Source organism: Acidobacterium sp. S8 (assembly GCF_009765985.1).
In the GTDB taxonomy this organism is placed as follows: Bacteria; Acidobacteriota; Terriglobia; order Terriglobales; family Acidobacteriaceae; genus Alloacidobacterium.
The window spans coordinates 165,378-190,008 of sequence record NZ_LMUM01000026.1 but is presented as its reverse complement, the minus strand read 5'-3'; the positions used below and the strand labels follow the sequence as shown (position 1 = coordinate 190,008).

Annotated in this window: 20 protein-coding genes, 2 tRNA genes and 1 pseudogene; 12 read left to right on the top strand and 11 right to left on the bottom strand. The window is 55.3% G+C overall.

Going from position 1 to position 24,631, the window contains the following annotated elements:
• Together GSQ86_RS10240 and GSQ86_RS10235 are read right to left on the bottom strand one after the other, a co-directional pair.
• Positions 1 to 1,758 carry an MOSC and FAD-binding oxidoreductase domain-containing protein gene (locus GSQ86_RS10240; RefSeq protein WP_158749845.1) on the bottom strand — a complete coding sequence of 586 codons (1,758 nt, stop codon included), beginning with the start codon at positions 1,756 to 1,758 and terminating at the stop codon, positions 1 to 3.
• A gap of 189 nt (positions 1,759 to 1,947) precedes the next feature.
• On the bottom strand, positions 1,948 to 2,658 hold the full coding sequence (locus tag GSQ86_RS10235; protein WP_158749844.1) for an SDR family NAD(P)-dependent oxidoreductase: 711 nt from the start codon (positions 2,656 to 2,658) through the stop codon (positions 1,948 to 1,950).
• A gap of 371 nt (positions 2,659 to 3,029) precedes the next feature.
• Here GSQ86_RS10235 and GSQ86_RS10225 point away from each other — a divergent pair, with 371 nt between their 5' ends.
• The 4 genes from GSQ86_RS10225 (at position 3,030) to GSQ86_RS10210 (ending at position 5,740) form a co-directional block, all read left to right on the top strand.
• Positions 3,030 to 3,383, top strand: coding sequence for a UBP-type zinc finger domain-containing protein (locus tag GSQ86_RS10225; RefSeq protein ID WP_158749843.1), 354 nt, complete (start codon positions 3,030 to 3,032; stop codon positions 3,381 to 3,383).
• A gap of 110 nt (positions 3,384 to 3,493) precedes the next feature.
• Positions 3,494 to 4,360 carry an MBL fold metallo-hydrolase gene (locus GSQ86_RS10220; protein WP_216841092.1) on the top strand — a complete coding sequence of 289 codons (867 nt, stop codon included), beginning with the start codon at positions 3,494 to 3,496 and terminating at the stop codon, positions 4,358 to 4,360.
• Positions 4,361 to 4,430: 70 nt separating this feature from the next.
• Positions 4,431 to 5,228 carry a type 1 glutamine amidotransferase domain-containing protein gene (locus GSQ86_RS10215; RefSeq protein WP_158749842.1) on the top strand — a complete coding sequence of 266 codons (798 nt, stop codon included), beginning with the start codon at positions 4,431 to 4,433 and terminating at the stop codon, positions 5,226 to 5,228.
• A gap of 65 nt (positions 5,229 to 5,293) precedes the next feature.
• Positions 5,294 to 5,740 carry a VOC family protein gene (locus GSQ86_RS10210; protein ID WP_158749841.1) on the top strand — a complete coding sequence of 149 codons (447 nt, stop codon included), beginning with the start codon at positions 5,294 to 5,296 and terminating at the stop codon, positions 5,738 to 5,740.
• A 430-nt stretch (positions 5,741 to 6,170) separates the two neighbouring features.
• Here GSQ86_RS10210 and GSQ86_RS10205 read toward each other — a convergent pair whose 3' ends face one another.
• Positions 6,171 to 8,189: a winged helix-turn-helix domain-containing protein gene (locus GSQ86_RS10205; protein ID WP_158749840.1), complete on the bottom strand. Its 2,019-nt coding sequence runs from the start codon at positions 8,187 to 8,189 to the stop codon at positions 6,171 to 6,173.
• A 195-nt stretch (positions 8,190 to 8,384) separates the two neighbouring features.
• On the opposite strand from GSQ86_RS10205, the gene GSQ86_RS10200 reads away from it, so the two are divergent.
• From GSQ86_RS10200 to GSQ86_RS10190, 3 genes are all read left to right on the top strand, one after another.
• Positions 8,385 to 9,680, top strand: a complete 1,296-nt coding sequence (locus GSQ86_RS10200; protein ID WP_158749839.1) for a vanadium-dependent haloperoxidase — start codon at positions 8,385 to 8,387, stop codon at positions 9,678 to 9,680.
• A 186-nt stretch (positions 9,681 to 9,866) separates the two neighbouring features.
• Positions 9,867 to 11,132, top strand: a complete 1,266-nt coding sequence (locus GSQ86_RS10195; RefSeq protein WP_158749838.1) for a hypothetical protein — start codon at positions 9,867 to 9,869, stop codon at positions 11,130 to 11,132.
• Between the two features lie 40 nt (positions 11,133 to 11,172).
• Positions 11,173 to 11,475: a hypothetical protein gene (locus tag GSQ86_RS10190; RefSeq protein ID WP_216841091.1), complete on the top strand. Its 303-nt coding sequence runs from the start codon at positions 11,173 to 11,175 to the stop codon at positions 11,473 to 11,475.
• A 360-nt stretch (positions 11,476 to 11,835) separates the two neighbouring features.
• Here the strand turns inward: GSQ86_RS10190 and GSQ86_RS23040 are convergent, their stop codons facing one another.
• Complete coding sequence (locus GSQ86_RS23040; protein ID WP_216841090.1) at positions 11,836 to 12,111, bottom strand: hypothetical protein; 276 nt, start codon at positions 12,109 to 12,111, stop codon at positions 11,836 to 11,838.
• Between the two features lie 210 nt (positions 12,112 to 12,321).
• Here GSQ86_RS23040 and GSQ86_RS10180 point away from each other — a divergent pair, with 210 nt between their 5' ends.
• Positions 12,322 to 13,332 (top strand): site-specific integrase, encoded by a 1,011-nt coding sequence (locus tag GSQ86_RS10180; protein WP_158749836.1) that lies wholly within the window; start codon positions 12,322 to 12,324, stop codon positions 13,330 to 13,332.
• Positions 13,333 to 13,633: 301 nt separating this feature from the next.
• On the opposite strand, the gene GSQ86_RS10175 is transcribed toward GSQ86_RS10180, so the two are convergent.
• The 4 genes from GSQ86_RS10175 to GSQ86_RS10160 form a co-directional block, all read right to left on the bottom strand.
• Positions 13,634 to 13,720 (bottom strand) — tRNA-Leu (locus GSQ86_RS10175).
• Between the two features lie 97 nt (positions 13,721 to 13,817).
• Positions 13,818 to 17,015 (bottom strand): efflux RND transporter permease subunit, encoded by a 3,198-nt coding sequence (locus GSQ86_RS10170; RefSeq protein WP_158749835.1) that lies wholly within the window; start codon positions 17,013 to 17,015, stop codon positions 13,818 to 13,820.
• 122 nt (positions 17,016 to 17,137) lie between these two features.
• Entirely contained in the window at positions 17,138 to 18,226 is a 1,089-nt protein-coding gene (locus tag GSQ86_RS10165) for an efflux RND transporter periplasmic adaptor subunit (protein WP_254062286.1), read from the bottom strand.
• 311 nt (positions 18,227 to 18,537) lie between these two features.
• A complete protein-coding gene (locus tag GSQ86_RS10160; RefSeq protein WP_254062285.1) occupies positions 18,538 to 19,239 on the bottom strand; it encodes a queuosine precursor transporter in 702 nt (233 codons plus the stop codon).
• 237 nt (positions 19,240 to 19,476) lie between these two features.
• On the opposite strand from GSQ86_RS10160, the gene GSQ86_RS10155 reads away from it, so the two are divergent.
• A tRNA-Glu gene (locus tag GSQ86_RS10155) sits at positions 19,477 to 19,554 on the top strand.
• Positions 19,555 to 19,765: 211 nt separating this feature from the next.
• On the opposite strand, the gene GSQ86_RS10150 is transcribed toward GSQ86_RS10155, so the two are convergent.
• Positions 19,766 to 20,311, bottom strand: a complete 546-nt coding sequence (locus GSQ86_RS10150; protein WP_158749833.1) for a PAS domain-containing protein — start codon at positions 20,309 to 20,311, stop codon at positions 19,766 to 19,768.
• Positions 20,296 to 20,490, bottom strand: coding sequence for a hypothetical protein (locus tag GSQ86_RS10145; RefSeq protein ID WP_158749832.1), 195 nt, complete (start codon positions 20,488 to 20,490; stop codon positions 20,296 to 20,298). The genes GSQ86_RS10150 and GSQ86_RS10145 overlap by 16 nt, the downstream gene beginning before the upstream one ends.
• Before the next feature lie 595 nt (positions 20,491 to 21,085).
• Between GSQ86_RS10145 and GSQ86_RS10140 the strand changes: the two are divergent.
• Positions 21,086 to 22,245: pseudogene (locus GSQ86_RS10140) on the top strand (IS30 family transposase).
• Positions 22,246 to 22,362: 117 nt separating this feature from the next.
• Here GSQ86_RS10140 and GSQ86_RS10135 read toward each other — a convergent pair.
• Positions 22,363 to 22,500 carry a hypothetical protein gene (locus GSQ86_RS10135; protein ID WP_158749831.1) on the bottom strand — a complete coding sequence of 46 codons (138 nt, stop codon included), beginning with the start codon at positions 22,498 to 22,500 and terminating at the stop codon, positions 22,363 to 22,365.
• Between the two features lie 157 nt (positions 22,501 to 22,657).
• On the opposite strand from GSQ86_RS10135, the gene GSQ86_RS23880 reads away from it, so the two are divergent.
• Positions 22,658 to 23,182, top strand: a complete 525-nt coding sequence (locus GSQ86_RS23880) for a tyrosine-type recombinase/integrase (protein WP_371720610.1) — start codon at positions 22,658 to 22,660, stop codon at positions 23,180 to 23,182.
• A gap of 112 nt (positions 23,183 to 23,294) precedes the next feature.
• Positions 23,295 to 24,236, top strand: a complete 942-nt coding sequence (locus GSQ86_RS10125; protein ID WP_158749829.1) for a tyrosine-type recombinase/integrase — start codon at positions 23,295 to 23,297, stop codon at positions 24,234 to 24,236.
• Positions 24,237 to 24,631 lie beyond the last annotated feature (395 nt).

The window sequence follows — 24,631 nt, the reverse complement described above, 5'->3', positions numbered from 1 at the left end:
TTAAAGATCCAGAGTGACATCCCCGTTTGGCTGGGAACAGCATACGAGCGCGTTCCCGGAAGCGGGCCTCTCCAGTGGCTCAGGGTTATAAATAATCGATCCGGCGATCAGACCGGTCATGCAGGTATGACAGACTCCGGTCCGGCACGACCATCTGACCGGAACGTCGCATGCTTCCGCGAGTTCCAGCAAGCTCGTGAATTTCGGATCCCAGGAGGCTGTAATACCGCTACGTGCGAATGAGACTTGGGGGCCCGATCCAGGCGGCCCTTGTGGCAGATGAGGAGTGTGATCAACCTGCACCATACCAGGGGTAATAGCCTCGAGGGAACCGAAAATTTCCGTGTGCACATTCCCGGCGAGCACATCCCAGTTTCGTAGCCCGTCGCGCATATTCTGCAAGAAGGAGGATGGGCCGCACAGATAGAAGTCACTACCCTGTGACACGCCAATTCTTTCCAGCAACGGTGTGTCAATGTGCCCGGGAGCATCGAAGTCTGCCCCGACCTGGTCGGTTGCAGTAGGCCTGCTGTATACGATGTATCCTCGTCCGCGAGAGAGCTGTTTCAGTAATTCACGCGATTCTTCTGCAAATGGATGGTCGACGCGATTGCGCGCTCCATAGATCCACCAGACTTCTCGTTGCGATCCTTCGGCGGCGAGTGTGTGCAGCATCGACATCATGGGTGTTGCGCCCACTCCAGCGCTCAGCAGAACCACAGGACCCTGGCTTGGACGCAGAGTGAAGTTTCCTCGCGGTGCACTAACATCCAATACATCGCCTTCTTGCGCATGATTGCACAGAAATGAGCTTCCAATCCCGTTCGATTCGCTCTTGACGCTGATTCGGAAATGGTCGGTTGCAGGCAGATCAGACAGCGAATAGCTGCGAAGAACCGGCGGTTTGTCCGGATCGACGAGCAGCCTTAAAACAACAAATTGACCCGCCTGGCATAGAGGAAGAGGCTGCCCATCGATTGACGACAAAATGAAGGAAGTTACGTTATCGCTTTCTTTATTAATATTCGCAACTCGCATCTGTCGAAAGCCTGGCCATGCTGGCGCTTGTTCCTCATAGGCGAGTCCTGGATTTCCCACCGTAGTTTTTGAGCTCAAGTCTTGTTGGAGCATTGCCTGGAATGAACTCTGCCAGCCTTTGCTAAGTGCAGGAATCCGCAGTGCGCGTTGCAGTTGCTCGCTGGAATGTCCTGGCAGATACAGGAGGGCGTCAACGTCGGCCACAGTGGTTCGCTCCGGACCATCAGCAATTTTTACAATGTCATCGCCTGCGCCAGCTTCTCCCTCCTGCAACACGCGAAAGTAGAACCCTGGTCTGTGATGTGCCACGAGCAGGGCTGCCATCCGCGGTTCATTCATGCGAATGCCGACCCGAAAGCACGTCACGCGTGGCTGCGATACTTCAAATATCGCACCACCAATGCGGTATCGATCGCCGATGCAGACCTCATTATCAGGAAGTCCCTCAACAGTGAAGTTCTCTCCGAACTGGCCGAAGGTAAAGTCATTACGTCCGAGAAAGCGTTCCCAATAGTGATAAGAGTCCATCTGATAAACAAAAACGGCGCGCTGCTCCCCACCGTGGCCCGAGAGATCGGCTTGTCCGTCACCATCGATATCGAGCTTGCGCACCATTCGCCGTCCCGTAACCGGGGATTTCCAGATTGCGGTTCGGACAGTTTTTCCGTTCCATGTTACGTCGCGCGGCAGACCGACATTTACCGAGAGCAATCGGGCCATTCGTACCTCGTCGAATCCAGCGCCCGGCTGGAATCCTTTTATCTTCGTGCATCGGGACAGCTTTGCCCAGTCAATTTCCAGGAGACCGGCAACCAATTCGCTTCAGTGGCCAAACAGTGTGTTCATAGTTCGATGTCACGACGGACTGTGGTTGGCGTCACCGCAAGACGATTCAATATCGTTTCCGGCCTACCAACGACGAGCCGGAGCGGCGCCATCCACGTGGAGAATCTCTCCGCTCACGTGACCTGCCCGTACCAGGTAAAGAACTGCATCGACAACGTCCTTCACCGTCGCCATTTGCATGGTCGGCTGCAACGTCGAGTCGTTGGGATCACTGCGGTGCATTGGTGTATCCACAACGCCTGGGGCTACGGCATTAAAGCGAATACCATCTTTTGCATACTCAATTGCGAGATTCTGGGTTGCTGAATTCAAGCCACCTTTCGTCATCATCGAAATCGAGCCATTTTCGCCGGCGATTGGACGATCGGCAAGCGCCGCAGTGATGCTTACAACGCACCCCGATTTCCGTTTAAGCATCTCTTTCACGGTGCGCTGCGTGATGTAGAAGAATCCGAGCAGATTAGTAGAGACAAGGGCGTCAAAATCCTCAGTCGTAAACTCAGTGAATGGCTTGGTTAAGAAGATGCCAGCGTTATTCACCAGGACATCGATGGCTCCGAAGTTGTTGATCGCTGCCTCGACAGCATCGGCAGCCGTTTGCTCCTTGCCTATATCACCATTGACGAGAACCAGGCTTCCTGAAGCAGTCAACTCTCGACCGGCTCCACGAGACGTTCCGACGACGTTATAACCTTCTCTCAGAAACCCCTCGATCAAACCTGCGCCAATGCCCCCCGAGGCTCCAGTTATGATTGCTGTTTTCTTGTCGGACATAAATAGCCTTTCGTTTTAATGGTTCGAACCCAATACACAATCTGACCCTCCATGCTGCGCGATAGCTAGCCGATCTGTCAGTCTTGCCAAGGAGGCGATTGGCTTGCCCGAATTGTAGAAGGATTACGGGAAAGGCGTCTTCAGGTCTTGCTCGAACCGGCTCATGGCAGGCGTTTGACTTTCCGGTAAATCACTCTTCGGATCGACGGGAGGTTGCCCACCTTTTGGTGAGGCGAGGTCATTGGCTCTGCGCCACTCTTGCAGGCCCAGCGGTGATCGAAACGCAGCTCACAGGTATCATTGGCGACGAGAGCTCGGATTCTTTTGGCTCGACACGCTTTGCGAACAGAGGCACGAAGGGAGAATCGGAGATGAAAAAGGGTGTGCGCGGAATCAACCCTGCTTCGAAACCGAGTGGCACCGGCTGTGTGGAATGTCTGGCGTCACCGGGAGGCTGGTGGTTTCACCTCCGCCGGTGCGCGGAGTGTGGGCACATCGGTTGCTGTGACAGTTCTCCGAGCCAGCATGCATCCCAACATGCGGCAGCGACAGGGCATCCGATCATTGCCAGCTTCGAGCCGGGTGAGGATTGGTTCTTCGATTACGAGAAGCAGGGGATGATCAAAGGTGTGGAGTTGATTCCGCCGCATACGCATCCGAAAAACCAGCCCGTTCCCGGCCCGGCAGGAAGGGTGCCAGCTAACTGGGAATCGCTCTTGCATTAGTTGGCGTCGATCATTTTTTTATGAATAGGAGCAGAGCACGATAATCTTCATCCTCCTTCTGCTAGTCTCGCTTGAACGGCCCCTCGCTCTCACATCAAAGGGAGTACAAAATGGACGGGACAACTGGACTGAAAGACACCAAGAACACGCTTAGTGTGAACGTTTTCACCGCCCCGGGAAAGGCTATGGTCGGCGAGCGGCCAAGGCCCTTCGGTGAGCCGCTCGGCTTTGATCCGGCCACGTCGACGTTGATCTTCGGCGAGTACGACGCGGTACTGGTGGACGCTATGACCACGGTGGCTGAGGCCGAGGCGCTCGCGGACTGGATTGCGCTGCATAACCGGAACCTGGAGACCATCTATATAACGCATGCGCATTTCGACCACTTCTACGGTTTGAGCGTTCTGCTCGACCGTTTCCCAGGCGCTCGGGCGATCGCAACGCCCAAGGCGGTGGAGGGCATACAGATGTATTTGTCTCCGCCAGTGCAACAGTTAGCCCGCCGAATGTTTCCAGGACAAGTGCCCACGAAGTTGCTTGGACCCGAGCCCTATAAGGGCGACACCTTCACGCTTGAAGGCCACGAATTGCGCATCATCGAGCAGGGCCGCACCGATTGTCCCGATTCGACGTCTCTATACGTTCCGTCGATCGGCCTGATCGTCGCTGGCGACGTTGTGTACAACCAATGCCGCATGTACGTCGGCGACACCACCCCCGACAGCCGAAAGAATTGGATTGCGGCGCTGGACCGGTTAGCAGCGCTGAACCCGGCGATTGTTGTCGCCGGTCATAAGAAGCCTGGCGCGCCCGACTCTCCCTCGACGATCCAGGACACCAAGCGTTACCTGCAGGATTTTGATCGGCTACAGAAAACTGCGACATCCGACCATGAGTTGTTCGATCAGATGACGGCGCTATATCCGGATTGGGTAGCCAATCAGTCGTGGCTGATGTTCGGATTCCCCGGGGCATAACTCACATCAACCGCGCTTGCGCGTCCCGTCTGTCCCAAGTCTCAGTTCTGATTTCAAAAAGGAGAACAAAATGGCAACAAAAGGAAAAATCCTGGCATTGATCTCGAGCGGTCGCGGTTTGCCCTTGAAGGATGGCAAGATTTATACCGGCGCCGGCTACTACCTCAACGAAGTGACGGTTCCGGTTCGCGCCCTGATGAAGGAGGGCTACGAAATCACCTTCGCCAACCCCACCGGCAATACGCCGCAGGTGGATGTCCATTCCGAGGTCGTCGGCTTTTTCGGCGGGGACGCGGCCAAGCTGCAGGACTACCTGCTATTCCGCGACGGCTTGCTTGGGCTCAGAGATCCAGTTCGCATCAGGGATGTCATCGCGTCGGGCCTGGATCAATATGACGCTGTTTTCGTTCCGGGCGGCCATGGCCCGATGATCGATCTTCTGGATGATCCCGATGCCGGCATCGTGCTGAGACACTTTCACGAAACGTCCAAGCCTACGGCTGTGCTCTGCCATGGCCCGATTTCACTGCTCTCGGCTCTTCCGAATTCGTGGGAGTTCGTCGCAGCGCTGGCAGCGGGCGATGTCGCCGGAGCGCACGCCAAGGCTCAAGGCTGGATCTATGCCGGATATAAGATGACTATCTTTGCGACGGCGGAAGAACAGCAGCGGGAGCCGCTTGAGATTGGTGGTAAGGTTCTGTTTTACCCGGACTTCGCCTTGCGTACGGCGGGCGGCGACGTTAGTGTGGTCGCTCCATGGGGGAGCTACGCCCTTCAAGATCGAGAGTTGATCTCGGGCCAGAACCCGTTCTCTGATGAAGCAGTTCTGAAACTTCTTCTACAGGCACTCAACGAGAAGAAAAAGTGAGCCGGTAGGTTTGGGCTGGTTCCAGGTTTCCCCTGCCGGTAAATCTATCCGAATGGAGTCGTCAAATGAGCAGCGTACAAATCGATCAGAAGAGCTATGAGATGCCCCCGAAGGAGGGGATCAGCATCGCGCATTTTCTAACCGTGGGCGACATCAACCGATCGCTCGATTACTACGAGAAGGTCTTCGGCGCGCGCATTCTGAGCAGAGGCGACGGCAACGCGCCTGGGTACCTTCAGCTTGCGAATATCTGGATGATTCTGAACGTTGGAGGCGGGCCGACCCCGGATAAGCCGACGGTAACGCTCAGCGTCCCCGACCCGAATCACATCAACAGCTTTATGAATTTCCGTGTTGCGGATATTCAAGCGTGCTATGAATTATGGAAAAGTCGAGGAGCGGAGTTCATCACGGCACCGATCCCCAAGTACGGCGAGATCCGCTGCTACATCCGCGATCCTGACGGATATATTATCGAGGTCGGACAGAGCACCGACCAGACGTACGGCTGACGCTCGGCCCGGAAAAAGCATTCTCATAGTCCCGGGTGAAGTTGTTGTCCGCTCGTCACTCTCTGGCTCGTCCCCGCAAACGGGATTCAGTCCAGCGATCTGCATTTGAGGTGCCTCGGAATCCTCAGCGAGCGCCAAATCGCCGAGTCACTCTTCGAGGCCTGATTAGTAAAGACAAGTCGGCTCGCGGGAAGTGGTCGCTTCCGCTCCACTCTGCTCACCAACGCGCGCATCTGGGAAAGCACTAGCGTCATCCAGACACAATTAATATCCCGGAAGGTACCATTCTGGCGAGAGCTACAAAGGCTGTTCTCGCAGCCTATTTGTCGCCTGAAGGACTTGTTGCTTTCTTGGCTTGTCTACTTTCGACAAGTAACTGGATGCAGACGGCCACGTTTGGCGGTGGAGTATCGGGATTTCGTAATCTAACTCAGAGCAGGTCGATTCGCTGGAGGAGCTCTTGAAAACGATGGTCGGAGCGATAGCGATCAAAGATCGGATCGACGGCGAGGTATTCCATCCAGATAGCGTGATCGCGATATGCGGCTTGCAGCCATTTGAATGTGTCTTCATCGCTTTTCAACGCTGCGTAGATCTGAGCCAACCCGTAGGGCGAAACGTAACGCTTCCTCGAGAGTGTCTCCAGTTCGTGTGCGATTCGGAGTGCTTCACGCCTCCGCCCTGCCGCTGCAAGCGCAACCGCGACCTGGGCCGTGTAAAGTGGGCTCCCGCCTGACAGACTCGCAGCCCGCTTCAGCTCACTAATGCCTTCGTTGCGCAAGCCTGCCTGAACGTAGCCCTCGCCTAGCAGAAGGTGTGCAGCTGCGAAGTTCGAGTCCTGCTCAACAGAGTTTCGGCCTTGTTCGATTGCACGGGAATAGTCACGCGCCTGATAGTATCGCAGTCCCACCCATGTGCTGATCATGAGATTAAGTGGATCGAGTTTCAGTGCACGGCTGGCTTCGGCAAGCGCCTCGTCATGGCGGCTCTTAATGGAAAGATAGTCTCCGTACCAGTGGTGCGCATTTGCATATTGAGGATCCAACTCCAGAGCACGCCTGAATTCGGCCTCGGCTCCGGACCAATTCCAACCATGGCTGAACACAAGGCCCAGGGAGGCGTGGGCCTCCGCCGATTGTGGGTCGATCTCCACCGCCTTGCGAGCGGCGGCGTACGCTTTCGGAAGCGCGTCGGCTGGGGATTTGAACCCGTGCCACGCAAGTCCGCTGTTGCAGTCGGCCAGCCCGGAATATGCCGCGGCGAAGGTTGGATCGCTGTTAATGGCCTGCTGAAAATAATGCTCCGCCTTTTGCATGCCGTCGGCTGATCGCTTGTTCCAGTGGTAGCGACCTTTCAAATACGCCTCGTATGCTTCAGGTCTTATTTGCCGCGGATTTGCTAAACGTATTTTCTGTTCTTCCGTGAGAGCGATGTGTATTTGGCTCGCGATGCTTTGCACGACGGAGTCCTGCACAGCTAGCAGATCTTTGAGTTCGCGGTCGTAACTCTCGGTCCAGAGGTCTGTCTGATTTTGAGCCTCGACGAGTTGGACGGTGATGCGTACACGGTCCGACGAGCGGCGAACGGTGCCCTGGAGAAGATAGTCCGCGTTCAGTTCTTTACCGATCTTTTTCGCGGTCAGATGGGTGCCTTTGTACTTTGCAACCGAACTGCCGGATACCACGGTGAGTCGATCCCGATTTAGCTTTCCGGTCTTGACGATCATTTCTTCAGTCAGACCGTCACTGAAGAACTCCTGGTCGGGATCGCGACTCAAGTTTTCGAATGGCAGAACAGCAAGGACTATCTTGCCCTGGGAATGTGTGGGCGGGTTCGATGTTCGTCGCCAGCCCTGAACTACCAGGAATGACAGAAGGCATGCGACTGAGAGCAAAGCGGCTGCTCCAACGAAAAGCCACTTGTAGGACTCACGATTCGCCTGTCCGGTTCCGGCATTCGTCGTCTTTTTCGCCGTGCGATCCTGGTCTGGCTCGACTAAACGCAGTCTTCGGGCTTGTAACCAGCTATCGAGTTCCGACACGAAATCCCGGTCGCTGGTCGGAATACCCGCTGCCTCTGGTTCGGAAGCTGCGCTTGGTTCTTTGGAAGTAATAACCAGCGCGACGAAGCGATACCCCTGCCCGGTCACAGTCTGTATGAACCGTGGGGTCTCGGCGTCATCCTTCAGGACCTGGCGAAGCTTGCGGATCGCGCCCCGGATACTGTTGTCGGTATCCAGGAAGACACCTTGGCCCCAAACCCTCGAAACGATTTGATCCCGGGTAACAATCTCGTCCCGGTGCTCAAGCAGCAGGAGAAGGATCTCGAACGGGATCCGCTCAAGCTTCAGCACATGAATGCCACGGCGGAGCCTCCGCGGACGCAGGTCAACCTCGTAGCCCTCACCGAACCGGATCGGTTGCTCTACTACAGCTGGCTCGGAAGCCATGGCACACCCCATGGAAGCTGAGCGATTTTACACCACATCGGCAGAGGCTGACGCAAGTGCAACCCACGCTTGTCTTTAGAGCGACACAAAGCATAACGCCGCGACACACTCTCCGATATGGACAACAGCCTCCGTTGCCGCGAAGATGCGGATCACCACTAACCGAAAGCCAGTGAAGAATCAGGAGGAAGCACAATGAAACGAATGCATGGTGACGCAACGAAGAGGACTTTTGGCGTGTGCATGTTAATGGCGACTCTGCTGTTCGGGGCTGCGGTCGCGAAGGCCGATGCGGTTCTGGACTGGAACCTGATTGCGGTAAACACAGCTATTACGAACGGCCAGAGCCCGTACGCCCAGGCCCGATACGCAGCGATTGTCCAACTCGCTGTCTTTGAAGCCGTCAACACCATCACCGGGGACTATCGACCGTATCTTGGGAGCATCGTCGCCCCCCATGGCGCTTCACCCGACGCAGCAGCCATCCAGGCTGCGTATCGGGTGCTCAGTACTTATTTCCCGGCCAGCGCGTCCACCCTCGACACCGCTCGCGCAAACTCGCTGGCTTCTATACCTGACGGTCAAGCCAAGAATGACGGCATAGCGACGGGCGACGCCGCAGCTTTGGCCATGATCGCTCTTCGTGCGAACGACGGCTCCTCGCCGGCGCAATTCAAGATACCGGGGCCGGCCGTTCCTGGCGACTATCAGGCTACGCCGAGTTGTCCAATCGTCAATGGAATCAAGGTCGGAACCTTCTTTCACTGGCAATACGTAACCCCGTTCGGTATCCCGAGTGCAGGTGAGTTTCTCCTCGATCCGCCACCAGCGCTTGACAGCAACCAATACGCGAAAACCTACAACGAGGTGAAGACGGTAGGGAGCTTCAGCGCCAACAGCATGGAGCGGCCACAAGATCGGGCTAATGTCGTGCTCTACTACGCGGCCTCCACGCCAGCCCAGGTATTCAATCAGGCCGCAAGGGAGGTCTCCGCGCAAGAGGGTTGGCATTCGCTGTCTGAGAACGCACGGGCTTTTGCCCTGATCAACATGGCGCTCAGCGACGGCGCGGTCACCACATTCCTCAACAAGTACCACTACAACTTCTGGCGTCCCGAAACCGCGATCCATGGGGGTGACACGGACGACAACCGGAAAACCGACGCTGATCCGAACTGGGTTCCATTCATCCCGGCCCCATGTTTCCCGAGCTATCCCTCAGCCCACGGTACCTTAAGCGGTGCGGGAGCCGAGGTCATGAGACGTCTTTACGGCGAAGCTGGACATGCGATTACGTTGTCAAACCCGGCGGTTCCCACCATTGTGTTGCACTACGGATCCTTCAAGCAGATCACCGACGACATCTCCGACGCTCGCGTTTACGGTGGGATACATTTTCGAACCGACCAGGACGCGGGAGCTCGCTTGGGCCGAGCTGTCGGCACAACTGTCTACCAGAACAACTTACGTCGCATGCACGAAGACTACTGAGCGCTCCAGTTCGAGAGCGATTCGCCATTCGTGTCCTGCGGTCCGCTGATTGTGCGCTGCGGTCCACGGATGGCGAGTCTGATGGCATAATCGCCTTCTCGCTCAATGGGTGCATTGCCTTGAAGTCGTCAGTGCAAAACGCGCGAGACCAGCTACTATGATCCATGGATTGAGGAGACCCGGGTTATGCTGGGCTTTATTTTCGCATGGCTTCTGGCCTTCTTGACAGTCACACCTGCCCCGATAGAATCTGCACCCCAGCATGGGTCGGACCAGCCGGACCGGATGGGAACAGTCCACTTCGACACCTCATGCAGTCCCAGGGTGCGCGACGAATTCAATCTGGCGGTGGCGACGTTACATTCCTTTGGCTATCAGAAGTCAGAGCAGTTATTTGCTGACGTCTTAAGCAAAGATCCCAGTTGCAGCATGGCAGAGTGGGGCATTGCGATGAGCCACTACCGCCAATTGTGGGATCCGCCGACTCAGGACGATCTAAGGATCGGCCTCGAAGCCGCCCAAAAAGGTTTGTCGATGGGACCGAAGACTCAAAGGGAACGCGACTATTTGACCGCTATTCAGAGTTTCTATCAAAATGCCGGCTCAGAAAGTCACGGCATCCGAGCCAAACGCTATGAGACCGCCATGGAGTTGCCGCATACCCGCTATCCGCACGACAGCGAAGCTGCCATCTTTTATGCCCTGTCTCTCATCGCGAATGCTTCGCCCAGGGACAAGACTTACGCCAATCAGAAGAAGGCGACCCTCATCCTCGCACCGATCAGCCTGCAGCAGCCTCAACACCCAGGTATTGCGCACTACATCATTCACGCCGACGATAATCCGGCGCTGGCTCCGCTCGCTCTGGATGCGGCAAAGCAATATTCCCACATTGCCCCTGACTCGCCTCACGCTCTGCATATGCCTTCTCACATCTTTACCAGGCTCGGTTTATGGGACGACTCCATCACCTCAAACCTGGCCTCGGCCGCCAGCGCGCGCAGACAGAAGATGGCTGGCGACGAGCTGCACGCTCTGGATTACCTGGTCTACGCGTATCTGCAAACCGGGCGCATCACCGAAGCCCGCAAACTCACCCAGCAACTTCCCGTTGTCGAGCGTGGCGATGCGGCTCGCTACGCCGGGCTATACGCAACCGCTGCGATACCAGCACGGTATTGGATCGAGCGTCAGCAGTGGGCCCGCCGCCGCGGCCCTTCCCCTGCCTCCACAAACCGCCCCAACGGACGCCTATGCCTCGACTCACGCGACTCTGTATTTCGCCCGTGCGCTTGGCGCATCAAGGCTCGGAAACATTCAAACGGCGCAGGCAGCACTGCAACCGTTGCTTTCCCTGCGCGACACACTCGCGAAGACCGGCAACAGCGACGCGGATCAGGTGAATGTTCAATTGAAGATTGTGAGCGCCTGGATCAAGTGGGCCAACGGTGATTGCAATGCGGCCCTGCGAGAGATGAGAACTGCCGCAGCCATGGAAGACGCAACCGAAAAATCACCGGTCAGCCCAGGCTCCATCGCTCCCGCGTCGGAGATGCTTGGCGACATGCTGCTTTTGGCAAAGCAGCCAAAGTTCGCATTGGCAGCCTATGAATCATCCCTCAAATCCACCCCCGGACGCCTGAGAGAACAATACGGCGCCGCTGTTTCCGCCCAGCAGGCAGGTCTGCGCACCGCCGCGGAGCGGCATTACCGAAAGGTGCTCAAGAACTGCAGCCACGCCGATTCCGACCTTCCCGAACTCATGCAGGCAAATCGCTTTTTCCCCAAAGACTAGCTCCATTTCGATTCGGTCACCACGAAACTCCGCTCGCAAACAGGAACCTCGCCCTACACCCGCTCGACATCCTCAGCTCTCCAGCAGGTTAAAGACCTCGCTCGCGATTTAGAGTCGCAAACTGACAGCGTGTCGGTTAATGCAAAATTGCCTGTGCACTCACCGACAATTCTCGCCTGACCAGTCGAAAAGTGTCGAACGTACGCTTCCAAGCATGCAAGCGGCGTGGAGGCCGCTCGTATGCACAAGAAAAATAAGAAGCCCCTTCGCTGTAAGATCGTCCTTCGTCTGCCTGATCTGGATCATGCGAAGAACTCAGTGCTTAACAGCTTGAGTTCACCAAATTCGAGGCGGAACTCATCACCTGGTGCTGTTCCGAACCGCGACTCGCTCTGCACCGAGTCGTGGTCCTGAGATTTCGGCTGCATCTCGAGTCTCTGGGCCTGGCGGCAGGTTAAACATGGTCGCTTCCATCGCCACCGTCCAGGGCTTCGCCAGCGTCCCAACCCACTCCCGCAGGCCCTGCCGCGTCGCCGGAATCTTGCCCTCCGACTGCACCTTGGCACTGATGTCCTTCACGCAATAACTGATCGTCTTCTTGTGGATGTCCAACCCGATGAAGTTCATACTGGTCACGAGGAGCCTCCTTGGATGTCTCTGAATCAGCCGCTTCTGCTGAGTTCAGCCCTTGTACACCAAGTGCTCCTCAGCCCAACGACTTATCCATACAAACAAGTGGCTTTCGTTCGCAAATTGATAGGCCGGTTGACGGCTATTATCTGATGGCTATATCATCGGACAGCGCAATATAATGAATCCGAAATAACAGCCATCAAGGAACCCTTCATGCGAGGCATATACGAGAATCCCGTAGGAAGTGGAATTTGGTGGATTCACTACTATGCGGCCGGAAAGCGACACCGCGAAAAGGTGGGGCGCAAGTCGGACGCTATCAAGCTGTATCAATCTCGAAAGGCAGACGCTGTGGCGGGCCGCAAGCTGCCAGAGATGCGGAACAGTAAGGTTTTGACGCTGAGCGACCTGATCGACGATGCCCTGGAATTCGTGGCACACCACAAGGACAACCGAAACTACAAGAGCAAGGGAGAGATTCTCCGCACGGCCCTCGGCGCTCGTCATGCGGCAGATATATCCCCTCAAGAACTGGAACGCTGGCTTCGTGAGCACTGTAAAACAGCGGCTACGGCCAACCGCTATAAAGCTTTCGTCTCCCTTTGCTATCGGGAGGGCGTTCGCAACGGCAAAGTGACGGTGAACCCCGCCCGCCTGGTGCGCCAGCGTAAGGAAGGCACAGGCCGCCTGCGCTTCCTCAGCCGGGAAGAATACGACCGCCTTCACAAAGCCATATCTAAACGCTTCCCTGAACACATTGCCGAATTCGTTGTGAGCATTCATACGGGAATGCGCCTCAGTGAACAGTATTCCTGCACCTGGTCCCAAGTGCATTTGGATCGCAAGACAATCGAACTCACGAAGACAAAGAACGGTTCGGCGCGGGCTGTGCATCTGAACTACGATGCAATGGCGGCTCTCGAATCGCTCAAGCGTCCAAGACAACATCCTTCCGATCCTGTATTTCCTCGGGAAGGAAACAAGGGCAGATTCGATACTCGTTCGTGGTTCCAACCGTGCCTTGAGGAAGTGGGCATCAGCGAATATGTGTGGCATTGCAATCGCCACACATTTTGCTCATGGCTGGCAATGGCGGGAGCAAGCATCAAGGAGATTCAGGAAGCAGCCGGGCATAAAACGATCACGATGTCGGCACGGTATAGCCACCTGTCGCCAGCTCACCGACTGTCGGTGGTGGAACGGATCGCCTCTGGCCCCAAGTAGGAGTCTTTCTTTGGAGAAGGCATTCCCCGGATGTTGGGATGATCTGCCGAAGTTCAGGAGTCGGTGTCAAGGCTCTATGACCGCGAAGCGGCGCGCTCATGCGCGGCCTTGACTCCGACCCGACCTCGGCGACGCTCTGGGAATCCGGGAATGCTACTCTCTGCACTTCATTGCAAGCCAAATAGCAGGCAAAACAGCCACTCCTACATTCAGCAGCAATCAACAGCCACCAGAACAGCCACCAACGAAAATTGGCCTCTCGTTTTGAGAGGCCAATGTCGGTATAAATTCTTTGTTATCTTGGTGCCGGGAGGGGGGGTTGAACCCCCACGAGGTTGCCCTCGGCGGATTTTGAGTCCGCTGCGTCTGCCAGTTCCGCCATCCCGGCTTATTAGGGTGAGCTTCAACAGAATAAATGATGACGTGGGCAAATACCAAGGGGAGCCGGCGATGCCGACTCCCCTTGCCTCGGATTGGTGATGAGGCTAGCTGGAAAGGGCTGCGCCTTCTTCTACTTCCAGGCAATCCTCGGCCTTTCGGCGCGTCCGTTTGAACTTGGTGAGGATTGTGCTCAAGATGACATAGAGCACGGGAATGAAGATCAGGTTCAGCACCGTGGATACAATCATGCCGCCCACAATCGCTGTGCCCACAGAGTGCCTGCCGAGTGCACCCGCGCCCGACGCGAAGTAAAGCGGAAGCACGCCGAGAATAAATGCGATGGAGGTCATCAGAATGGGCCGCAACCGCAACTCCGCAGCTTCAATTGCTGCATCTATGATCGAGCGTCCGTGTTCGCGCAGCTGCTCAGCAAACTCTACGATCAAAATGGCGTTCTTCGCAGCTAGTCCGATCAGCATCACAAGACCGATCTGCACGTAAACGTCGTTCGCCAGACCTCGCCATGAGATCAGTTCGAGTGCACCCAGCACCGCCATCGGAACCGACAGCAGAATGATGAATGGCAGCGCAAAGCTTTCGTACTGCGCGGCCAACGTCAGGTAGACGACGATGATGCCCAATCCAAAGATGATGGCAGCCTTGCCCTGCGCCTCGACTTCCTCGAGTGCCAACCCGCTCCAGGTGTAGCTCATGCCCTGAAGCATGTTTTGCTTTGCTAGTTCCTCCATTGCTTGCAATCCCTGGCTTGAGCTATAGCCCGGAGAGGCGGCGCCATCGATTTCTGCCGAGCGGAAAAGATTGAAGTGATAGATCACCTGTGGGCCGGCTGCATCACTGATTCTCACCACATTGTCCAGCGGAACCATTCCTCCGCCGTTGGTGCGAACGTAATACTGCCGCAGGTCGCTTACCTTCATACGGAAGGGCTGATCAGCCTGGATGTAAACGCGATAGGAGCGATTGTTAAAGTCGAAGTCGTTAATGTATTCCGAGCCCATGTACACGCCCAGAGCATTCGTGACTTCGCTGATGGGGACGCCCATCGCTTTCGTCTTTTCGCGGTCAATCGTGATCAGCAACTGCGGATCGTTCGCCGTATAGCTGGTGAAGAGTCCTGTAAGGTCTTTACGCTGACGGCTGGCAGCAACGATCTTGTGCGCCACTTGATCCAGGTCCTGCAGCGTATTTCTGCCCAGGTCCTGCAATTGGAACTGGAAGCCGCCGAAGCTGCCGATGCCCTGCACTGCAGGAGGCTCGAACATGGCGATGATGCCGCCCGGCACCTGAAAGAGCTTAGGCGCAAGACGGGCAACAATGGCCGAAGCACCATGCCCTGCACCGCGCCGCTCATCGATAGTCTTCAGCGGAACGAAGATCAATCCGTAGTTTGGAGCGCTGCCTCCGGAGAGGCTGAAGCCCGGAACGGCAAACGTTCCGAATACGTCCTTGTCCTGAAGAATTAATTGCTCAGCACGATGCGAAAGTTCAGTCGTGTAATTCAGCGACGCGCCCGGCGGTGTCTGCACTACGCAGATCAGGTAGTTTTGATCTTCCTGGGGAATGAATCCCGTAGGCACATGTCGATAGACAAATACTGTCGCCGCAAGGCCGGCGAAGAAGACCACTAGCAGCACATAGCGCAGACGCAGCGCAACGTGAATAACGCGAGCATAGGTTCTGCCCAGCCAGATAATCACCGATTCCACTCCATGCGCAAAGGCGGAGTAGCCGCGGGAGAGAGGCTTGATGCGCGTCCAGTCCAGCATCTTATATTTTTCTTCTTCTCCGCGCAGGAAGAGAGCAGCCAATGCTGGCGAAAGCGTCAGCGCGTTAAATGCTGAAATGGCGATGGCAAATGCGATCGTCAATGCGAATTGCTTGTAGAGAATACCCGTGGTGCCGGGGAAGAACGACACCGGCACAAACACGGATATCAGCACGAGCGACGTCGCGATGACGGCGCTGGTTACTTCGCCCATCGCATCGGATGTTGCTTTATGCGGATCGCAGTGTTCGAGCGAAATATGCCGCTGTACATTTTCGATGACGACGATGGCATCGTCGACGACAAGCCCTGTCGCCAGCGTGATGCCGAACAGCGTCAGCGAATTGATGGAAAACCCAAACATCTTAATGAAGGCGAATGTGCCGATCAGCGATACGGGAATCGTAATCGCAGGAATCACGGTGGCGCGCCAGTCGAGCAGGAAGAGGAAAATCACGGCGATAACGATGACAATCGCCTCTTCCAGAGTTGAGACCACTTCCTTCACCGAATCGCCGATGACCGTCGTGGTATCAAAGGCTACGACGTACTTAATTCCCGGCGGGAACGATTTCGACAAATTGAGAAGGGCAGCTTTGGCTGCCTTATCAACCTCCAGCGCGTTCGCATCTGAAAGTTGCTGCACACCAACACCGATGGCCTCATGGCCGCTGTATTCGAGATTGGTATCGTATGTCTCTGCGCCAAGCTCCGCATGGCCCACGTCTTTCAACTGCACCAGGCCATTGGGAGTGTTCTTTAAAATAATCTGCTCGAACTCGCGCGGCTCTGAAAGACGGCCGATCACTCGAAGGGTGATCTGAAAATTCTGCGTTGCGGGCGCTGGTGGACGTCCCAGCTGACCCGAAGGAATTTCGACGTTTTGTTCCTGCAAGGCGTTGATAACGTCTGTTGCAGTGAGGTTGCGCGCAGCCAGCTTTGAAGGATCGAGCCAGATACGCATGGCGTACTTGCGCTCTCCGAAGATGACCACATCGCCGACGCCTTTAATTCTCTTCAGAGGATCTTTGACGTATACATCGAGATAGTTCGAAATGTATTGGTTCGACAGGCTGCCGTCAGGCGAATAAAAACCCGCCGCAAAGACGAAATTTGGATTCGCCTTCGTAATCGTAATACCGGTGTTCTTGATTTCTTGCGGCAGGCGGCCCTGTGCGCTCGCAACGCGGTTCTGCACGTCGACAGCCGCGATATTGAGATCGTATCCAGTGTTGAAGGTGACGTTGATATTGCTGGTGCCGTCATTCGAACTGGTCGAGGTGATGTAGTGCATTCCCTCGACGCCGTTGATCTGCTGCTCCAGCGGAATGGTGACGGCAGACTCCACGACCTGCGAATTGGCGCCCACATAGTTGCTGGTAACCGTCACCTGCGGCGGTGCGAGATCCGGATAGAGCGAGATCGGAAGAGTCGGAATAACAGCGGCACCGCCGAGAATAATCAGCAGCGCGCAAACTGTTGCAAATACGGGACGGTGAATGAAGAAATCTACCACGCGAAAATCCTTTCGCAATCCGAGGCGAAGCCAAAACGGTTGCGGGTCCTCAAAACGTTATCGTCCTTTGCGAATGAAGCGGTAACCGGCATTCACTCGCATTCCAATAATCGCGACAGCAATTACCCCAGGGGCTGCACAGGAGCGCCATCCACCAGGAATTGCGTGCCGGAGACAATCACTTTGTCACCGTTATTTAACCCGGCTTGCACGGCGTACTCGTTGCCAATCGTGTCTCCAAGCTTTACTGCCCGCTGCTTGGCTACGTATTTTCCATTATTGTTTTCGGCGACATACACAAACGTCTGCCCGCCAAGGCGGGTCACCGCCAGCACGGGAACGGTCGGGGCAGGCTCAGTCGACCAAACCACCTTCGCTTTGACCAGTTGCTCCGTCCGCAGAAGCGGCGAATGCACTGCCGCCTTCGCCAGAATCCCCTGGAGCTGGTCATCCACCTGTGGGGAGATGAAGTCAATGGCTGTGCGTTCGATCTGCTTCCCGCTGTTGTCCAGAATGTCTACCGCAAGACCGCGCCGTACCTCGCCCGCGCGCTCCGTAGGAATATAAATGTACGCCTCGAGGTCACGGTTCTCATCCACCGTGGTCAGCAGCGTCGAGGAAGCGACGTAGTCTCCTACGTGGACCGGAACATCGCCGACGATTCCATCGAATGGAGCCCGGATTCGATAATAAGCGAGCTCATTTTCCTGGCTTTTGCTGGCAGCCGTAGACGATTCATAGTCCGCCTTCGAATTCTTGTACGCCTGCTCGGCCTGATCGAGCGTGTCGCGGCTTGTTACACCGGCAGCGAACAGTTTGCGCTGGCGTTCGACCTCGACCTGGTTGTACTCAAAAACGGCCAACTTTTGTTGCTCGGTCGACTTCTGGGTCGCGACGGTCGCTTCCTGCTTCAACGGATCGATGACCATGAGCAGTTGACCGGCCTTCACGCGGTCGCCGGAGCGGACACTGATCTGGACCAGATTTCCCGTCACCTGCGGCATGATTGTGGCCGAGCGCCGTGACTTGATCGTCGACACATACTCATCGCTGACCGGAACCGGTTGAGGAGCCACGGTCACGGTTTGGACAGGCATCGCCTGCGGAGCACCGGCTTCCGCGCCTGCCTGCTGAGCGGGCTTGCTGCTGCATGCGCTGAGAAACGTCGCTAGAACTAATGAACTGATAGCAAATCGATTTTTACGGTACACGACCAGGCCTCGGAATGTATTGGTGAAGCTCGTCACGCTCCAGAATTGCCCCAGAAGGAGCGATTCCGGCTCTGAAACCATCACGAAACGCCAAAAAACGGCTTGAAAATAAGCAGAAAATAACCGATTGGGTGTTTCTTTTTAACAGTTTCAGCTGCGAGTGACTGTTGGATGTTTCGCCGCGGCAAATGCTTCAAACAATTCGCCGAAACGCGCTCAATGTAAGTCGAACCGGTCCAGGAAGGTATGTCTCACGCGTAGCCTGTTTTACGCAGAGGCTTTATCTTATTCATAATTAAAAACTTAGAAATTCAACCCGCTTGGGCGTGATTTTCTCGAGCCCTTAGTGAAAAAGGATTGAAATCGGTGGAAACATCAAAGGTGTCCACGTTTTCCACCCTCTTCAGCCATGCAACTACAACGTATGTAAGAGGCGTAGCCAGTGTCTCATAAATAACCTTTGTGAGATAAGACCAGAAAATAATGCTGCCTATCGTATTCCAGGAAATGCCCCAGAAGGCAATGATGATTACGATCGCGGTATCGACGGCCTGACCTGTGACGGTCGAACCGATTGTTCGCGTCCACAGCCAGCGTCCTTTGGTGAGTAATTTCAGCTTAGCCAGCGTATAAGAGTTGGTAAATTCGCCAGCCCAATAGGCCACAAGACTGGCAACAGCGAAGCGCGGCACTACACCAAAGACAGTCGCAAAAGCTTGTTGGTTATGCCAATCCGATGCCGGAGGGAGCGCCACCGCAATTGCGCCTATTGCCGAAAGCAATCCCATGGCGAAGAAACCCATCCAGATAGCTCGGCGCGAGGCGGCATAACCATACACCTCGGTAAAGATGTCGCCACATATATAAGTGATGGGAAATAACAATTGCGCTCCGCTCACACGAATGGGTCCCAAATTCCGCATAATCGGCAGATCATAGGGACCAAATTGGCAAATTTTCGGCGCAATGAGATTTGAAATCAGCAAAACGACCACGAAAGCAATCGTCAGCAAATCGAGAAATTTAAATCTGCGCATGGGACTGCAGAATAACGCACTGTCCTCTCCGATACGCCAAGACCTGGCGTCATTGCTGAGATTAACGAGAACATCGCCAGTAATATCTGCCCAAAGACAATCTTGTTTACAGATAGCAATGAAACCGTGGGCCTTTACAGAAAGCCTCTGGGTTGATAAATTGAGGATGGAAGGTCCTGCCCGGCGCGCTTATCAAGCGGCCATCTTAATTGCGTCCCCGTCGTCTAGCCCGGCCTAGGACACCGCCCTTTCACGGCGATAACACGGGTTCGAATCCCGTCGGGGACGCCAAATTAAATCAATAACTTAGGAAAACCATTTCGAAAAAAATTGACGTCCGTTAATATCCATTATCGATTTCCCCCATTTCCTCGGCTTTCCTGGCCGATGACCATGCGCACGATCCGGTGATGTGCTTGGCGCTTGAGTTCGGTGACCCCCTGTGCGTAGACGTTCATCGTGACGGTACTGTTGGCGTGCCGGAGCAGCTCTTGCACCGTCTTCACATCCTCGCCGTTTGCTTTGAGTAAAGTGGCGAAAGTGTGCCAGCCGATCTTGTTGGGAATGCCAGCAGCCTTTGCAGCAGGTCCCAGATGAGCCTATATAACGTGCCGTGGTTTCCCGCTGACATATTCACTTTGTCGGCGACCGCATCTTCAAGCGGCCCCATCATTAGGGTCAAAGGCGTGCGAAATTCATGGCTGATGTTAGCGAAGAAGCGCGTCTTGAGCTTGTCGAGTTCCGCTAACTCTTCACGCTGCGGCGCGATCTCACGCTCGTAAGCCTTCTTTGCCGTAATATCCCGCCCCTCAGCCGCGGTGAATACCACTTTGCCATTCTCGTCTCTTACCGGCACCAGAGAGGCGTCAATCACGATAGTTTCTTTACCGCCGGCGCGGCCATAGATCTCGGCGTCCCATCGCACGAATTCTCCCTGCGCGGCGCGGCGTATCGATTCCTGGAGTTCGAGGTTGATCTCGTCGGAAACTTGCCACCAAAATGTAGTCCAGAACGGCTTTGCTTCAACATCGCTCAGCGTGATGCCCACCGCATCGAGCGCGACTTGGTTGATTCCAGCACCGTGCCCTCGGCGTCCAGCAAACCTACAAATTGCACCATCGAATCGAGAGTAATACGTGCAATTTTTTGCCTATAAATTTCGCGGGAATCGCTCTCCAGCAACTCGGTACCGTGTACATTGACCAATGCCCTCGGCGTAGACGCCATCAGAATTCTCCCTCAAAACCGCAGTTTAAAATACAAGTCTCGCCGTATCGTTGCCTCAACCTATGCCGGCTTGGCAATAGGTTTCAGGCCCCCACAATTCACATCAATCAGGCTGCTATTATGACGTAGGATAAGAGGTATTTGGATCGCTCCTTCGCGATCCAAATACTCGACGGCGCGAATTTTTGATGCAATACATGCTGCATTTGTTGCCTCAGTAGACAAACATGATCATTCTCCGCGTGATAGCCCTAGCGCCAGGATGTGGGGGCAGCTAGTGTTTTCGCAATCGTATCCTGCAGGTATCAGAAAAGCCAGAACACCTCACCGAATTGTGATCGCAGACATGGTCGAGAACCTAATCCATAAAGCGATCTACAAAGGACTATCGGGCTTCGTATTTTAAGTGTTCCGGAGCGAGCAGTAAGTCATAGAAAGATTTCAAAATCGCAAACTGCAATGACAGAGAGCGTCAACTGCACAAACGGACAGGTACCGAGAAACGCCCATGTCGTCACTTGGACGAAAACCGGGGCGGTCTCAACCGATGGATGCAACATCATCTGATTTAGATCATTTCTTAGAGGTGGTGTTGATGAGACAAGGGAGACGGTATGGGCTTTCTGCGGAGCAGAAGGCTGAGATTTGGCGACGCTGGAAGGCGGGTGAGTCATTGCACGAGATTGGCCGCGCCTTTGGCAAGGACCATGGCTCGATTCAGTTCTTGTTATCGCAGCACGGCGGGATTGTTCCAGCCGTTCGTCGGCGCTCTCTGCGATCGCTTACGTTGGCGGAACGGGAAGACATCTCACGAGGCATTGCTTCCGGTTCGTCGATACGGAAGATCGCCAGAGGACTTCAGCGGGCTGCGTCGACGGTGAGCCGGGAGGTGGCGCGTCACGGCGGGCGTCCGCTGTATCGAGCCAGTGAAGCCGATCATCGGGCCTGGAAGTTAGCTCAACGGCCCAAGGCCTGCCTGCTTGCCAAGCACAGCAAGCTGCGGATGATCGTGGCCAGTAAACTGATCCTGGACTGGTCGCCGGAACAGATTTCAGGTTGGTTGAAGAGACGGTATCTCCGCAACGAGAGCATGCGCGTGTCCCACGAGACTATCTACCGTAGCTTATTCATTCAGGCTCGTGGGGTGCTGAAAAAAGAACTGATTCAACAGCTGCGGTCCAAGCGATCTATCCGTCGCTCAGTGCACGCTCGAGCTGGCGGACAGTCCCGCGTCAGATCGTCGATGCCATCTCCATCAGCGAGAGGCCTGCAGAAATTGAAGATCGTGCCATCCCTGGTCATTGGGAGGGAGATCTGCTCAGCGGCACCGGCAACAGTCACATCGCAACCCTGGTGGAACGACATTCGCGTTTCACTATCCTGGTCAAAGTGCCCAGCAAGGACACAGCGACCGTAGTGGATGCGCTCACCCGGCAGGTTCGTAAACTCCCCGCGTCTCTGAGGCGCTCGTTGACCTGGGACCGAGGGTTGGAGATGGCCAAACACAAGAGCTTCACCGTGGCCACGAAGGTGAACGTCTACTTCTGTGATCCGCAGAGCCCCTGGCAACGCGGCACCAACGAAAACACCAACGGGCTACTGCGACAGTATTTCCCCAGGAAAACCGACTTGTCCGGCTACTCCCAAGCCGACCTCGACAAGGTAGCCCTGCGCCTCAATCAACGCCCGCGCAAGACTTTGGACTTTGAAACTCCAGCGAGTAAACTCCAAGCCAGTGTTGCGTCCATCGGTTGAGACCGCCGGCGTTTTCGGCAACTTGAAAAAGGCGCTGTTAAGACTTGTGACTATGGCAACTGCACCCGAACGCGCCTGGGGAATCGGGGTCTCCCTGGCAAAGGCTTGTCCACACAACTATTTTTGACGCGTGTTCAGCTTATCGATGGTGCGCTTCAGTTCTTCGAGCTTCTGCCCAGCCTCTCCAAGTTTGCCTTCGGCCGTGAGGCGCTGGTAGTCGGCAAGATCCTTATCGCTGCAACTCTGTGCGGCCATTCCTCGATCGACTGCTTGACGGAAAGCGGCTTCTTATACGATCACCGTCTCTGATATCGATTCGCTTTTGGTGCAGAAAGTGAATGCAGAGCATTATGCTCGCATCAGCATTCGGAGCTACGCTTCATCAGTACGTTCATTCTTTCGATACGCCGAAATGCGAGGTTGTTGCGCAGTAGGTATCGCCGCTTCGATTATGGCGCCGCGAGTGTTCCAGCACGAGACGCTCCCCTCGGGACCGACTGGGACATTGTGCAAGAAATCCTGGATGCCACCGCCGGCAATCATCCAATCACCATTCGTGATTCACGCAATTCTGATGTTATTTGCCGTCTATGGCGTTCGCTCCAAAGAGGTCGCTCGCTTACAACTTACCGACATTGACTGGCAGCAGGAAACAATAGTTTTTACTCGCAGCAAACTAGCCGGAAGTCACGCGTTTCCCCTGCAAGCGTCCGTCGGAACAGCGATCATACGCTACCTCAAAGAAGTGCGACCGAAATCATCCCATCGGCAGGTCTTTCTCACGATGCGCGCGCCCATCTGCCCACTCTCAAATGGCGCAATGCGGTCCGTCGTGAATCGGCAACTGCGAAAGCGAGAACTCTCCATCAAGTACCACGGGCCACACTCCTTGCGACACGCATGTACAACCTGCCTGATTAACCAAGGGCTGTCGTGAAGGAAATCGGCGATCATCTCGGCCACGGTGACCTTGAGGCGACCCGGATTTACGCCAAGATGGATCTCATCCGGCTCCGTCAAGTGGCGGACTTTGATCTGGGAGAGCTGCTATGAAAATCCAGAGTATCTGCGAACAATATGCAGCTTTCCGAAAAGCACTGGGTGAACGATTCGAGGTGAATGGCCGCCAACTGAAGGCTTTTTGGCGGGCCATGGGACCGGACATCGACATCAAAAATATCTTGCCAGAAAAAGTGAACGCCCTTCTCGTTGGCAAAGGTCCACTCACAACCAGTTGGTGTGTGAGGCACGACGCCTTCCTCGGATTTTATCGGTATGCCATCAGTCGCGGATTTATCGCAACGTCTCCATTACCGCTCGTCATTCCGAAACTACCGCCGACGTTCCAGCCTTATATTTATTCGTCCGCTGAACTCCGGCGCATATTGTGCTCAACGGAATCATGCTGTCGACCCCGCAGTGATCTTGATGCGGCTGCAATGCGTTCTCTTATTCTTCTCATGTATGGCGCTGCATTGCGGACATCAGAGGCGCTGTCTCTGACGATTGGCAATGTCGATCTTTCGGGCGCCGTCCTTACAGTCCGGGATTCGAAGTTCTTCAAAACCCGGCTGGTGCGTATTGGACCAACAACGCTTAGAGTGCTTTCCGAATATGCCGGTTGCCGTCATGCATCCTCCAGGAACCCTGACCCCCCTTTTTTTGTTGGACGGAACTCGAAGCGGATCCCCATCCACATGTTTGAGAGGGCTTTCAAACAAATCCGACTGCATGCGGGTCTGCGACGGGAAGGCGGCTCCCGCCGTCAGCCACGTCTTCACGACCTGCGTCACACATCGGCTGTTCATCGATTGATAGCGTGGTATCAAGAAGGCAAGGATGTGCAGAAACTTTTGCCTGGACTGTCAGTCTACATAGGACATGCGCAGCTGGCGGCTACACAGACTTATCTCACCATGACACCCGATCTCCTGCGGGAGGCAAGCCTTCGATTCGAGCGTTACGCAATGCAGGAGGACAGCGATGCCTAACGCAAACCTCCTTGGACCATGGATCCGACGCTTCTTGCTTGAATACTTAGTCAGCGAACTCAACCCGGCTCGAAACACACAGTGCAGCTATCGAGACACGCTTCGTCTGCTACTTCCGTTCGTAGCTCAAAAAGTACAGAAAGAGGTCGATCGGATCTCGGTGACCGACGTGTCTCCGGAAATGGTACGGCTGTTTCTCCGGCATTTAGAGGAATCCCGCAAATGCGCGGTCGCTACCCCGGAACCAACGATTGGCTGCGATTCACTCTTTGGCTCGCTACATCGGCTTGAACAGTCCCGAACACATCGAGTGGTGCGGACAACTCCGCGCCATCCCACCCAAGCGGGCGCCTCGGGCCACTATTACATATCTCGACAAACCGGAAATGGATGCG

Bases quoted from the DNA above. Each gene is read 5' to 3' on its own strand.
- GSQ86_RS10200 (WP_158749839.1), top strand. From the start codon at position 8,385: ATGAAACGAATGCATGGTGACGCAACGAAGAGGACTTTTGGCGTGTGC.
- GSQ86_RS10215 (WP_158749842.1), top strand. From the start codon at position 4,431: ATGGCAACAAAAGGAAAAATCCTGGCATTGATCTCGAGCGGTCGCGGT.
- GSQ86_RS10195 (WP_158749838.1), top strand. From the start codon at position 9,867: ATGCTGGGCTTTATTTTCGCATGGCTTCTGGCCTTCTTGACAGTCACA.
- GSQ86_RS10235 (WP_158749844.1), bottom strand. From the start codon at position 2,658: ATGTCCGACAAGAAAACAGCAATCATAACTGGAGCCTCGGGGGGCATT.
- GSQ86_RS10240 (WP_158749845.1), bottom strand. From the start codon at position 1,758: ATGGCCCGATTGCTCTCGGTAAATGTCGGTCTGCCGCGCGACGTAACA.
- GSQ86_RS10135 (WP_158749831.1), bottom strand. From the start codon at position 22,500: ATGGCCGCACAGAGTTGCAGCGATAAGGATCTTGCCGACTACCAGCGC.
- GSQ86_RS10145 (WP_158749832.1), bottom strand. From the start codon at position 20,490: ATGGCGTCTACGCCGAGGGCATTGGTCAATGTACACGGTACCGAGTTG.
- GSQ86_RS10125 (WP_158749829.1), top strand. From the start codon at position 23,295: ATGAAAATCCAGAGTATCTGCGAACAATATGCAGCTTTCCGAAAAGCA.
- GSQ86_RS23880 (WP_371720610.1), top strand. From the start codon at position 22,658: ATGCGAGGTTGTTGCGCAGTAGGTATCGCCGCTTCGATTATGGCGCCG.
- GSQ86_RS10225 (WP_158749843.1), top strand. From the start codon at position 3,030: ATGAAAAAGGGTGTGCGCGGAATCAACCCTGCTTCGAAACCGAGTGGC.
- GSQ86_RS10180 (WP_158749836.1), top strand. From the start codon at position 12,322: ATGCGAGGCATATACGAGAATCCCGTAGGAAGTGGAATTTGGTGGATT.
- GSQ86_RS10205 (WP_158749840.1), bottom strand. From the start codon at position 8,189: ATGGCTTCCGAGCCAGCTGTAGTAGAGCAACCGATCCGGTTCGGTGAG.
- GSQ86_RS10220 (WP_216841092.1), top strand. From the start codon at position 3,494: ATGGACGGGACAACTGGACTGAAAGACACCAAGAACACGCTTAGTGTG.
- GSQ86_RS10210 (WP_158749841.1), top strand. From the start codon at position 5,294: ATGAGCAGCGTACAAATCGATCAGAAGAGCTATGAGATGCCCCCGAAG.
- GSQ86_RS10190 (WP_216841091.1), top strand. From the start codon at position 11,173: ATGGAAGACGCAACCGAAAAATCACCGGTCAGCCCAGGCTCCATCGCT.